This is a genomic window from Flavobacterium sp., from assembly GCF_044373165.1.
In the GTDB taxonomy this organism is placed as follows: Bacteria; Bacteroidota; Bacteroidia; order Flavobacteriales; family Flavobacteriaceae; genus Flavobacterium.
Genome location: NZ_JBILQL010000080.1, coordinates 1 through 11,517, shown reverse-complemented (window position 1 = coordinate 11,517; position 11,517 = coordinate 1). Strand labels below are relative to the sequence as shown.

The window sequence follows — 11,517 nt, the reverse complement described above, 5'->3', positions numbered from 1 at the left end:
TGAAGAAAGATTGCAGTTTTTTATCATTCCAAACGAAGATGTGAAAGAAACTATTGAAGACTTTTTGGTTAGTCAGGAAATTGATATGTTGGCTATGCTGACTTACAAGCGCAATTTCTTTGTATCATTATTTACCACTACCACTACTCAAAAATTATCTTATTATTTGCCAACACCGATTTTAGCTTTCCACGAATAAAAAAAAGCGTCTCGATTTGAATTGAGACGCTTTTTGGTATAAAGGTTAGTGTATTTTAATTGTTCAGCATTACCGGCATAACCAACATGGTTACGGTTTCTCCTTCATCCAAACCATCAATTGGAGTAAGAATTCCGGCGCGGTTTGGCATGGACATTTCCAACATAATTTCGTCCGACTGTAAGTTGGTCAACATTTCAGATAAGAAACGGGAGTTGAAGCCAATTTGCATATCATCACCTTGGTAATCACAAGTTAAACGCTCTTCTGCTTTGTTTGAATAATCGATGTCTTCTGCAGAAATGTTCAATTCGGCACCCGCAATTTTTAAACGAATTTGGTGTGTGGTTTTGTTGGAGAAAATGGCAACACGACGAACAGAGTTCAATAAAAGTACTCGGTTGATCATTAACTTATTCGGGTTTTCTTTTGGAATAACTGCTTCATAGTTAGGGTATTTTCCGTCAATCAAGCGACAAGTCAATACGTAACTGTCAAAAGAGAAAGTCGCATTTGAATCATTGTATTCAATAGTGACGTCAGATTCTGAAGTTCCCAAAATTCCTTTTAAAATGTTCAAAGGTTTCTTCGGCATAATAAAATCTGCCACTTGTGATGCTTTCACATCCGTGCGGGCATATTTTACTAATTTGTGAGCATCAGTGGCCACGAAAATCAAACCTTCCGGAGAGAATTGAAAAAACACACCACTCATTACCGGACGCAAGTCATCGTTTCCGGCAGCAAAAATGGTTTTGCTTATCGCGGTAGCTAAAACTTCAGACGGAACTATTGTTGAGGATGGATTATCCAAACTAACCGATTTTGGGAATTCTTCTCCTGGAGCATAAGCAATCGCATATTTTCCGGAGTTAGAACTGATTTCGATGGTGCTGTTTTCTTCTACCGTAAAAGTCAAAGGTTGCTCCGGAAATGTTTTTAGGATGTCTAACAACAATTTCGCCGGAACTGCAACACTGCCTTTGCTGGTGGAATCGATTTCTAAAGTAGCCGACATGGTAGTCTCTAAATCAGAAGCCGAAACAGTTAAAGTTTTATTGTTTAATTCGAATAGGAAATTATCTAGAATAGGCAAGGTATTGCTACTGTTGATAACACTACCCAAAACTTGTAGTTGTTTTAATAAGTATGAACTCGATACTATAAACTTCATTGTATTTTATTTTTTACAAATATATCTTAAACTAACAGATTTCAAAAAGTTTTTTATTAACATTACTTGCTGTATTTGCGCTTGCGTAAAAGGGTAAAGGCTACGCCGAACAGCAGCAAGATTACTATTGGAATTGCTACAGTTACGACTTGCGATTGGGTGTAATTGTCATACACTTTTTGCTTGTCTAATAATGGCAAATCAACTTCTTTGCTTCGAATGTTAATAAGTCCGTTATCATCCAGCAAATAATTCACACAATTCATCATAAACTCTTTGTTGGCATATAAATTATTGGTCCATTTGTCGTACCCCAATTCAAGCGGTTGCCCATTTTTGTCTAATTGGTTTTTGATGATATCGCCATCCGAAACGACTATCATTTTATTGGTTGTTCCCGAGTTTTTAAAGCTTGCTTCTTTAAAGGGTAAAATTCTGTTTTCGTAAACAGAGTGGAATTGTCCTTCTAACAAAACCGCTACCGGGTAATTGCCTTTGCCAACAAATTCTTTTTGTTCAGGACGAAGTGAAACCATGTCCAAACTAACTTGCGAAGGTGTTCCAATCAATTTGGAAACTTGTGAGGATTGCAATAAAACTGTTTTCTTGATATTGTTCCCCAAAAGTTCAATCGGATTGGCAAAGTCAAATTTAATCCCATCCAAATTGCTCACAATCGGATTGTTAGAAGTTGGGTAAATTAAGGGTGAAAAAAACCAAGGATATTGAGTGTACTGCGTTGCGCTGCCTTGTTCTCCGGTGGCTAGGGCAATAGGTGTATTTTGCAAATCGAAAATCAAATCAGGACGCATTCGAATACCGTATTTGAAGAACATATCATTCAAACCTAAATCTCTTGGAAAAGCCAAGTTGGTTCCGGTTTCATTGTACAAACTGTCCATTTCCATCGCTACTTGATCAACCAACCAAAGTGTCTTTCCGCCATTGATAATAAACTGGTCGATTACTTGTTTTTCGGCATCGGTGAAAGCTTCGGTAGGTTTGGCAATGACAGCCAAATCATATTTCTTTAAGTATTTTAAAGTTTCATTCGGACTTTTAGCCACTGAATCCAATGTAAATGGCCCTATATAGTAATTGTCTCTCACAGATTTGATAAAGTCGGCTATGTAACGATCTTGTAATTCGCCGTTTCCGTTTAAAATAACCACTTTTTTCTGTTTGGCTTTGGCAACTGTATTGATGGCATTTGCAAGTGCGTATTCTAAATGCTGAACCGAACTTATAACCTTCTCAGCGGTAGAAGCACCCATCATATTTTTTAACAAAGGCACCTTAACCGAACGATCGCCGCAAGTAGCTACCGCCCAAGGGAAAACAACTTCTTGTGTTTGTTGGCCTTTATCGTTTACCGTAACATTCACGGGAGTCAAACCACGCTCCAAAAAAGATTGAATGGTTGTTTCTCTTTGTTCTTCCTCTTCTAATGGATTTACAAATTGAAAAATGATGTTGGGATTTTCGGCTTTGAATTCTTCTAATAATTGTTGGGTTTCAGTTTGTAATTTTTTGAATTCACCGGGGAATTCACCCTCCAAGAATACATCGATATAAAGCGGTTCTTGTACTTCGCTTACAATGTTTAAGGAAGTTTCGGAAAGTGTATAGCGCTTATCAGCTGTCAAGTCAAATCGATGGAAAGCAAAATGCCCGGCAAAGTTGAGCACTACTACAAAAAGTATAGTAAGGGCTATTTTTTTAAAGTCGTTTTTTGGCTTACTCATCACGATTTCAAGGATTTTAATTTATATACGGTAAACGATAAAAACAAAAAGGCAACACTTACAAAATACAAAACGTCACGAGTATCTAAAACGCCTCGTGACATACTTTTAAAGTGATAATCCATCCCTATTTTAGCTACGGTATTTTCAAATCCGATGAGGTAACCGGAAACACCTTCGAATCCATAATAAAATAAGAAACATAAGAATACGGAAACCAAGAAAGCTACAATCTGATTCTCGGATAGGGTTGAGGTAAAAATACCAATAGCAGTGTATGAAGCCACTAAAAATAAGAGTCCGAAATACGAGCCCATAGTACTTCCCATATCAATATTGCCTTCCGGAGAACCCAAACTTGAAATTACGTAAACGTAAACCAAAGTTGGAATTAACGCAATTACAATCAACAAAAAGGAACCTAAAAATTTACCGTTTACAATTTGCCAAATCGACAAAGGTTTAGTCAGTAAAAGCTCAATCGTGCCTTGTTTTTTTTCATCCGAAAAACTCCGCATGGTCACAGCAGGAATCAGGAAAATTAATATCCACGGTGCTAAAGTAAAAAACGGACTCAAATCGGCAAAGCCACTTTGTAAGATGTTGTATTCCCCGTCAAAAACCCATAGGAAAAGTCCGTTGAGCAACAAAAAAATGGCAATCACCAAATATCCGATTGGTGAGCCAAAAAAGGATTTTATTTCTCGTAATGCGATTGATTTCATTTATATTTTTTTGTTAGTGTTTTCACTGAACACTGGTTACTGAATACTGATCACTTTATCCACACTCCACGCTTCCGGTTTGTCGTTGAAGAGTTGTTTGGTAAATGTCCAAACCTCGTCAAACAAGGCCGATTTTCGGTAGTTTTCTAAATCTTCCTCCGTTTCCCAATAACTGTAGGTAAAGAAAATTTCGGGATTGATTTTGTCCTGATACAATTCTAGTAAACGGTTTCCGGGCGCATTTCGTATTTTTTCTTTGATTAAATTGAAATTTTCCAAAAACTTCGGAATATTTTCCTCGTGAAAACTCATCTTTACAATTCTGACAAACATCTTATCCTTTTATTGATTTCTTAACTTTTAAACTCAATAGTAACCAAATCCCGGTATTGTAAACCTAAAAGCGAAGTGGCCGAACCTACTGTGTCAGGATTGCTCCTGAAAATGGCAATCTCCAAAAAACCGGCTTCATTAAAAATCGCTAATTTCTCACCTTCATAATCTTTCCAAGTATATTTATCGGAAACCACTATGTCGGAATATTTAGGCAGTATGGTTTTGATACTTTGGCTTTTGAAATTAATTTCATAAGGTCGGCCCTTGCCGGTTTCCAAAAACATTTTCTTTGAAATATTGGTCACGGCATTGCCTAAATGATCAAGATATACAATATAACCTTTGATGAGGTTTTCCTGAACTATCGCTTGTAATTCGGTTACTTCTTTGATGGTTTTGATTTCTTTTCCTATAACATTCAGCAAACCGCCTTTGGCCAAATGACAAGCTACTTTTACAAACACGTCTAAGTCGGTGGCATCACTTGGTAATCGGTCGTGAATATTAATCGCCACTATTTTTTGAGGAACAATTTTTTGGACCAACATGCTCAGAATTCCGTTATCGGCACAAATGAAATAATGGTCATTCCACTGCATGGCGATGTGTTGGTTGTTATCGTTCAATTCGATATCAACACCAATCAAATGAACAGTTCCTTTTGGGAAACTGCTGTATGCAGCGCCAATTATATAAGCCGCTTCCACTATGTTAAATGGGTCAATATGATGCGAAACATCAATTGCAGTGACCTCAGGATGTTCTGACAATAGCTTACCTTTCAAAGCACCCACAAAGTGGTCTTTTAATCCATAATCAGTGGTTAAGGTAATTATTGACATAGATTGTTTATAACTTGATTGAAATTGGGCTCAAAAATAATAAAACCTAACCTTTTAATTGATTAAATTTGGATACAAAGCTAACAATTATCTAGCGATTTTTTTAATTTAATACTACTGCTTTTGAACGAACGTATCATTGAATTACACGACATTGCTCCAAAAGAATTTTGGGGCGCACAAGACACTCATCTTGAAACGATTAAAAAATACTATCCTAAGTTAAAAATTGTAGCTCGAGGGACAACCTTGAAAGCTTTTGGGGAGAAAGAAGAATTGGATGAGTTTGAGAACCGATTTAACCGATTGATGTTGCATTTTACCCGATACAATAATATTGACACCAATGTAATTGACCGCGTAATTCAAAGTAATTCTCAGGAAGAACAACGCATGCCCGATCACGATAAAATTTTGGTGCATGGTTTAGGAGGAAAACTGATTAAGGCAATGACACCTAACCAGCAAAAACTGGTAGATTACGTCAACAAAAACGACATGGTGTTTGCTGTCGGTCCGGCCGGTACCGGTAAAACCTACACCGGAGTAGCTTTGGCAGTGAAAGCTTTAAAGGAAAAGCAAGTAAAAAGAATCATTTTAACACGTCCAGCTGTAGAAGCCGGTGAAAATTTAGGATTCTTACCTGGTGACATGAAAGAAAAATTAGACCCGTACATGCAACCATTGTACGATGCTTTGCGCGACATGATTCCTCCTCAAACTTTAGAAGATTACATTTTAAAAGGAATTATTCAAATTGCACCTTTGGCATTCATGCGGGGCAGAACTTTAGACAATGCATTTGTGATTTTAGATGAAGCCCAAAACACCACACATTCCCAAATGAAGATGTTTTTAACCCGTATGGGAAAAAATGCAAAATTTATTATCACTGGTGATCCCGGTCAGGTGGATTTGCCTCGACGCACTATTTCCGGATTAAAAGAGGCTATTTTGGTGTTAAAAGACATCGAAGGTATTGGGATAATTTATTTAGATGATAAAGATATAGTAAGACACCGATTAGTGAAAAAGGTGATTGATGCTTATAAGAGCATTGAAAACAACGATTATTAATAACAAAGCCTTATCGTTTGATAAGGCTTTGTTTAATTGACTAAGTTTTGTCGAAACCAATCTTTACAATCCAAATAGTTCAAGAGTAATGGTGATTTGTAATTGAAGATTTTTTCGTTATGTTGTAATTGGTTTCCATCGTAAACACAATAATATTTATCCTCTATTTTCTGGATGTCTAAATGATGCATCCCTGCGGTAAACTCTTTTATGTTTTTTTGAGATTGCAGCAGTAGGTGTTTTTCTTTTTTAACATCATACAGCTTATTTTTGAACTTCAGTCGGTAAATAGAAAGGCCGGAACCATAGCCTTTGTAGCAACTTTGAACCGGTAAAAGCAATCCGTTTTTATCGGCAAAAATCCTTCCCCCGGGACGTGATTCAGTGCCTTCCATCACTACAGAACGTTTATGTAAAGCCCAATTGCCTTGTAAATCGTTTGATTGGTACATTTGCATTTTAAAGTCTTTATTGCTGCCTACCAAAATATTGAGCGTGTCTGATAAATAAATTGTTGGGTCTTTTAATCTGATATTATGAATAAGTGTGTCACAAACTTTCCAACCGAAAGGGAAGTTATGGGCTTTATACAATAAAACATGATTAGCGCCTTGACTCTCCGGCAGCATGTAAAACTCGTTTTTATACTTAAAAACTTGAGGATACGACAAATGAAAGCGCTCTTTTAATACTGTGCCACGATATTGATAATTACGACCGTCTTTTGAAGTCAGTAAACCAACAACGGCAAAATAATTTTTGACTTTTTTGTGTTCAAAGAAAATGTAAAAGGAGTCTTTTTCTTTAATAAAAAAAGGATCTGCTATAAATTGAGTACTATCTATATGTTTTTTGACTTGCTCAAAGCTGTAGATTTTATTTTTTTTAAAATCAATTTTGTCCGGATAAGTGGAAGAAAATCCAAAACCAATGGACCACGGACCTCCAACAGGTTTGAAAAAAGGAACTCTGTAATTTAAAATTCCAACAATTATAATACCGATAACCAATAAGGTTATGAATGATTTTTTAATCAAAATATGTCATCTATTATTTTACGATGCAATATTATAATTTTTTTACAAAGTTTACTCATCTGTTGTCTATCACTTTAAAACAAATTACTTTTGCAACCACAACAACACAACACTATGAATACAATTACTTCTACCAATTTTCGGTTTCCCGGTCAAAAATCTGTTTACAGAGGAAAAGTCCGAGAGGTTTACAATATTAATGATGAACTTTTGGTTATGATAGCCACAGATCGCCTTTCGGCTTTTGATGTGGTTATGCCCAAAGGAATCCCTTATAAAGGACAGATTCTGAATCAAATCGCCACTAAGTTTATGCAACTTACTGCTGATATAGTGCCAAATTGGTTAATCGCTACGCCCGATCCTAATGTAGCAATCGGTCATTTGTGTGAACCTTTTAAAGTAGAAATGGTTATAAGAGGTTACCTATCCGGTCATGCAGCCCGTGAATATGCGAGTGGTAAAAGAGAACTTTGTGGTGTAACAATGTCCGAGGGTTTGAAAGAAAACGATCAATTTCCAACCCCTATTATAACTCCGACCACCAAAGCAGATAACGGTTCACATGATGAAGACATTTCCAGAGAAGCTATTTTGTCTAATGGTATTGTTGCTGAAGATGACTATTTGATTTTAGAGCAATACACCAGGGCATTATACCAACGCGGTACCGAAATTGCCGCTGCCAGAGGTTTAATCTTAGTAGATACTAAATATGAATTCGGTAAAACCAAAGACGGTCAGATTGTTTTAATTGATGAAATCCACACTCCCGATTCTTCTCGTTATTTTTATGCAGAAGGCTATCAAGAAAGACAAGACAAAGGCGAAGAACAAAAGCAATTGTCTAAGGAGTTTGTGAGAAGATGGTTAATCGAAAACGGATTTCAAGGAAAAGAAGGCCAACAAATTCCTGATATGTCTGATGAGTATATCCAAACTGTTTCTGAGCGATATATCGAACTATATGAAAATATTATCGGGGAATCATTCTTTAAAGCTGATATCTCAAATATTCAGGATAGGATAGAAAAAAATGTTTTGCAGTTCCTCAATTCCTAATCTTATTCATCACAGTAAATAAGCCGCTTAATCATGCGGCTTTTTTTATGCTCATTGTTAAACTTATGTTATTGTTTGTTTTTAATGCAACGAAAACTGTTCTGTTGTCGTCCTATAGGCAGTTAATTTTAGTCAAGCATTATGCAAATAATTACTATTACTTCAGGGATTTTTTTATCATTAGTTTACCTAACAGTCAACAATTACTATAGTGCAAAAAGTGTTTTTTGGTCTTTTATCCCTAAAAATCAATTAATTACAAAATCATAAAAGTTAAAAAAATGTTAAATTTAAGTACTATGCAATACAAGATACTTGTTTTTAGATATATATTTGCATAGGATATTAATAACAATCAATAAATCATCATCAATAAATCATCAATCATTATGAAATCAACAATTATGTTTTTAGGACTTGCTTTATTAACAGTATCAACTACTAAAGCAAACGAATTGCAAGCTCAAGAAGTAATGCAACAAGAAGTGACTACAATTACTGTAGAAACCAAACAACAACTCAATCTGAATTTGTCAGACATCATTTCGTTTAAAATTAGCAAAGCGGATAATACCGGTGATACCGCCATTTTTAATCCTGAAACAGTATTCAAAACGGATTACAGTAAACCAATGCAAGAAGTTATTAATGAAGATAAATTATTAACCGAAGCACAAGAAGAAGTATACCAACCTTTGTGTTTAGAAATGTCAGTTTTGGATAAAATTCAGGAAGACAATCAAATAATCGAAAGTAATATTTCTGAAGAAGTCTTTCCTTTAGATTTTGAAAAAATTAACCGTACTGCTCAATGTATCAAGGTAAATTTAAATGATACAGCTATACCGGTTGATGTTAAATTGTAATTTTGGTTAATTAGTGAAAACGAAAAAGCATCCGTAGAGGATGCTTTTTCAATTTAAGGTTATTTGAAATACGAAAAGGAATCATTATTCTCAATTTTCAACAAACTTTCGTATATCAGTTTGATTACATTTTCTACGTCTTCACGGTGTACCATTTCAACAGTAGTATGCATATACCTCAAGGGCAATGAAATTAACGCCGATGGAACGCCGCCATTACTATAAGCAAAAGCATCGGTGTCTGTACCGGTAACTCTTGATGTGGCATGTCTTTGAAACGGTATCTTTTGGGCTTCTGCTGTATTTACTATTAAGTCTCTTAAAGTATTGTGAACTGCCGGAGCATAAGCAATCACGGGCCCTTTGCCCATTTCTAAATCACCTTCAATCTTCTTTTCAATCATTGGAGTAGAAGTGTCGTGACAAACATCGGTAACTATAGCTACATTGGGGTTGATGGTTTTGGTAATCATTTCAGCACCGCGCAAACCAACTTCCTCCTGAACAGAATTGGTAATATAAAGCCCAAAGGGTAATTTCTTTTTATTTTCTGTAAGCAATCGAGCCACTTCTGCAATCATAAATCCACCCATTCGATTGTCAATCGCTCGACAAACAAATTTGTTGCCGTTCAACACCATAAACTCATCCGGATAGGTAATCACACAGCCTACATGAACGCCTAAGGCTTCCACTTCTTTTTTGGTAGCACAACCACAATCAATAAAAATATTATGTAAAGTTGCCGATTCTTCCTTGCCACGATTGCGAGTGTGAATGGCAGGCCATCCGAATACGCCTTTTACAATGCCTTTTTTGGTGTGAATGTTGACTCTTTTTGAGGGCGCTATCTGATGGTCAGAACCACCATTTCTAATGACATAAATCAAGCCGTTATCCGTGATGTAATTCACATACCAGGAAATCTCGTCTGAATGGCCTTCAATCACTACTTTATAAGGCGCATCAGGGTTAATAACTCCAACTGCAGTCCCGTAAGTATCAGTGATAAAAGTGTCCACATAAGGTTTTAAGTAGTCCATCCAAAGCTTTTGTCCGCTCGATTCATATCCGGTAGGCGAAGCGTTATTCAAATAACTTTCTAAGAATGATAATGAGGATTTGTTCAATATACTTTTTGTTGCCATCTGTTTTTTTTGCTAAAATATAAATTTGGCATTACAGTTGTAAAGGATATTCTATATTTTTACCCTAATAATTGTAATCCATGAAAAAGTTATTTTTTTTAGCCTTCATTTTGTTGCTTAGTATTAACAGTAATGCCCAAATTGCTATTGATTCTATTGTTAAAAAAGATGTGGCAGAAGAGGAAAATGACACGGTAGTCAAAGATCCCATACTATTAGAAGAAGTTGTTATTTACAGAAGTCAATTAAGTCCGGAAGAAAAAAAACAATTCTTATTGCTCCAAAATAGGGTGTATAAAGTTTATCCCTACGCCAAAACAGCTGCCGATCGTTTAACCGCGCTCAATAAAAACATCGACAAAATGAAAACCAACAAGGAAAAGAAGAAATACTTTAAGTTGGTAGAAAACTACATGGAAGGTGAATTCACAGCCCAATTAAAAAAGCTCTCTCGAAAACAAGGTCAAATCCTAGTCAAATTAATCCATCGTCAAACCGGTTTTACCACTTTCGAGCTAATTAAAGATTACAAAAGCGGCTGGAAAGCCTTCTGGTCCAACAATACAGCCAAACTTTTCGATATCAATCTCAAATCAAAATACCAACCCTATGAGGTAAATGAAGATTTCCTTATAGAATCCATCCTCGACAGAGCTTTTAATCGAGGTAGGTTGCCGCGTCAAAAACCGGCTACTCCAATTGATATCGACGAACTTACGGAGTATTGGGAACAACAAGCCAAAAAAAAGTAAAGTTTGGAGCGAATCGATAGTCTTTATCAGTAAACCATATTCCCGCTTTCCGTTGCAATCTCGTCCCAAAAGACGAGATTTTCTCTGCAATCGGGGCTAAAACAGGAATGGTCTTCTTTTATTTGTAAACTTTCAAAAAAATATTTCCACCCAAAAATCATAAAACCAACCACTTGCAAAAAACTTTCAAAAAATGATTTGAAAACATTTGCAAAAGCGGAAAACTGTAGTACTTTTGCACCCGCAATCAAGCCAAACTGGCTATTTACTAATAACAGTTAGTATAACTTTTACAGTAAATATAAGTATCGTTCTTAAGATTTGTTGATAAAAAGAAAGAAGATTTTTATTTAAAAATTTGCGGAAACTAATAAAAGCAATTATCTTAGCAATCCTTATTTTTTGAAAATCAACAACAAGAAGATAAATTCAAAAAATATTTTAGAATTTGCTTGTTAGTTTAAAAAAGATGCTTACTTTTGCACCCGCTTTGAGAATGAAAGTGGTATTAAAAAAGAAGAATACGTTCATAGACATATTGAATTGACAGCCGT

The 11,517-nt window shown here is 35.7% G+C and carries 11 protein-coding genes and 1 pseudogene; 5 read left to right on the top strand and 7 right to left on the bottom strand.

What is annotated here, in order from left to right:
- Positions 1-199, top strand: a pseudogene (locus tag ACIQ32_RS09895) (universal stress protein); the annotation flags it as partial.
- 55 nt (positions 200-254) lie between these two features.
- Here ACIQ32_RS09895 and dnaN read toward each other — a convergent pair.
- The 5 genes from dnaN to ACIQ32_RS09870 all read right to left on the bottom strand — a co-directional run bounded on the left by dnaN (position 255) and on the right by ACIQ32_RS09870 (position 5,021).
- Entirely contained in the window at positions 255-1,373 is a 1,119-nt protein-coding gene (gene dnaN, locus ACIQ32_RS09890; protein ID WP_396195532.1) for a DNA polymerase III subunit beta, read from the bottom strand.
- A gap of 62 nt (positions 1,374-1,435) precedes the next feature.
- The gene (gene gldG / locus ACIQ32_RS09885) at positions 1,436-3,118 is read right to left on the bottom strand and encodes a gliding motility-associated ABC transporter substrate-binding protein GldG (RefSeq protein ID WP_396195531.1); all 1,683 of its coding nucleotides are present in this window, start codon (positions 3,116-3,118) and stop codon (positions 1,436-1,438) included.
- Positions 3,118-3,843: a gliding motility-associated ABC transporter permease subunit GldF gene (gldF, locus tag ACIQ32_RS09880; RefSeq protein ID WP_396195529.1), complete on the bottom strand. Its 726-nt coding sequence runs from the start codon at positions 3,841-3,843 to the stop codon at positions 3,118-3,120. Before gldF ends, gldG begins: the two co-directional genes overlap by 1 nt.
- A gap of 36 nt (positions 3,844-3,879) precedes the next feature.
- A complete protein-coding gene (locus ACIQ32_RS09875) occupies positions 3,880-4,176 on the bottom strand; it encodes a putative quinol monooxygenase (protein ID WP_396195528.1) in 297 nt (98 codons plus the stop codon).
- 20 nt (positions 4,177-4,196) lie between these two features.
- On the bottom strand, positions 4,197-5,021 hold the full coding sequence (locus tag ACIQ32_RS09870) for an S-adenosyl-l-methionine hydroxide adenosyltransferase family protein (protein WP_396195526.1): 825 nt from the start codon (positions 5,019-5,021) through the stop codon (positions 4,197-4,199).
- Between the two features lie 123 nt (positions 5,022-5,144).
- Between ACIQ32_RS09870 and ACIQ32_RS09865 the strand changes: the two genes are divergently transcribed.
- A complete protein-coding gene (locus tag ACIQ32_RS09865) occupies positions 5,145-6,098 on the top strand; it encodes a PhoH family protein (protein WP_396195525.1) in 954 nt (317 codons plus the stop codon).
- A 32-nt stretch (positions 6,099-6,130) separates the two neighbouring features.
- On the opposite strand, the gene ACIQ32_RS09860 is transcribed toward ACIQ32_RS09865, so the two are convergent.
- On the bottom strand, positions 6,131-7,135 hold the full coding sequence (locus tag ACIQ32_RS09860; RefSeq protein WP_396195523.1) for a hypothetical protein: 1,005 nt from the start codon (positions 7,133-7,135) through the stop codon (positions 6,131-6,133).
- Between the two features lie 114 nt (positions 7,136-7,249).
- Here ACIQ32_RS09860 and ACIQ32_RS09855 point away from each other — a divergent pair, with 114 nt between their 5' ends.
- Together ACIQ32_RS09855 and ACIQ32_RS09850 are read left to right on the top strand one after the other, a co-directional pair.
- Positions 7,250-8,197, top strand: coding sequence for a phosphoribosylaminoimidazolesuccinocarboxamide synthase (locus tag ACIQ32_RS09855; protein ID WP_396195521.1), 948 nt, complete (start codon positions 7,250-7,252; stop codon positions 8,195-8,197).
- 389 nt (positions 8,198-8,586) lie between these two features.
- Complete coding sequence (locus ACIQ32_RS09850; RefSeq protein WP_396195519.1) at positions 8,587-9,063, top strand: hypothetical protein; 477 nt, start codon at positions 8,587-8,589, stop codon at positions 9,061-9,063.
- 59 nt (positions 9,064-9,122) lie between these two features.
- Here the strand turns inward: ACIQ32_RS09850 and ACIQ32_RS09845 are convergent, their stop codons facing one another.
- Positions 9,123-10,211, bottom strand: coding sequence for a M42 family metallopeptidase (locus tag ACIQ32_RS09845; RefSeq protein ID WP_396195517.1), 1,089 nt, complete (start codon positions 10,209-10,211; stop codon positions 9,123-9,125).
- A gap of 80 nt (positions 10,212-10,291) precedes the next feature.
- Here ACIQ32_RS09845 and ACIQ32_RS09840 point away from each other — a divergent pair, with 80 nt between their 5' ends.
- Positions 10,292-10,963: a DUF4294 domain-containing protein gene (locus ACIQ32_RS09840; protein WP_396195516.1), complete on the top strand. Its 672-nt coding sequence runs from the start codon at positions 10,292-10,294 to the stop codon at positions 10,961-10,963.
- Positions 10,964-11,517 lie beyond the last annotated feature (554 nt).

Bases quoted from the DNA above. Each gene is read 5' to 3' on its own strand.
- gldF (WP_396195529.1), bottom strand. From the start codon at position 3,843: ATGAAATCAATCGCATTACGAGAAATAAAATCCTTTTTTGGCTCACCA.
- ACIQ32_RS09845 (WP_396195517.1), bottom strand. From the start codon at position 10,211: ATGGCAACAAAAAGTATATTGAACAAATCCTCATTATCATTCTTAGAA.
- ACIQ32_RS09870 (WP_396195526.1), bottom strand. From the start codon at position 5,021: ATGTCAATAATTACCTTAACCACTGATTATGGATTAAAAGACCACTTT.
- dnaN (WP_396195532.1), bottom strand. From the start codon at position 1,373: ATGAAGTTTATAGTATCGAGTTCATACTTATTAAAACAACTACAAGTT.
- ACIQ32_RS09855 (WP_396195521.1), top strand. From the start codon at position 7,250: ATGAATACAATTACTTCTACCAATTTTCGGTTTCCCGGTCAAAAATCT.
- ACIQ32_RS09875 (WP_396195528.1), bottom strand. From the start codon at position 4,176: ATGTTTGTCAGAATTGTAAAGATGAGTTTTCACGAGGAAAATATTCCG.
- gldG (WP_396195531.1), bottom strand. From the start codon at position 3,118: ATGAGTAAGCCAAAAAACGACTTTAAAAAAATAGCCCTTACTATACTT.
- ACIQ32_RS09850 (WP_396195519.1), top strand. From the start codon at position 8,587: ATGAAATCAACAATTATGTTTTTAGGACTTGCTTTATTAACAGTATCA.
- ACIQ32_RS09840 (WP_396195516.1), top strand. From the start codon at position 10,292: ATGAAAAAGTTATTTTTTTTAGCCTTCATTTTGTTGCTTAGTATTAAC.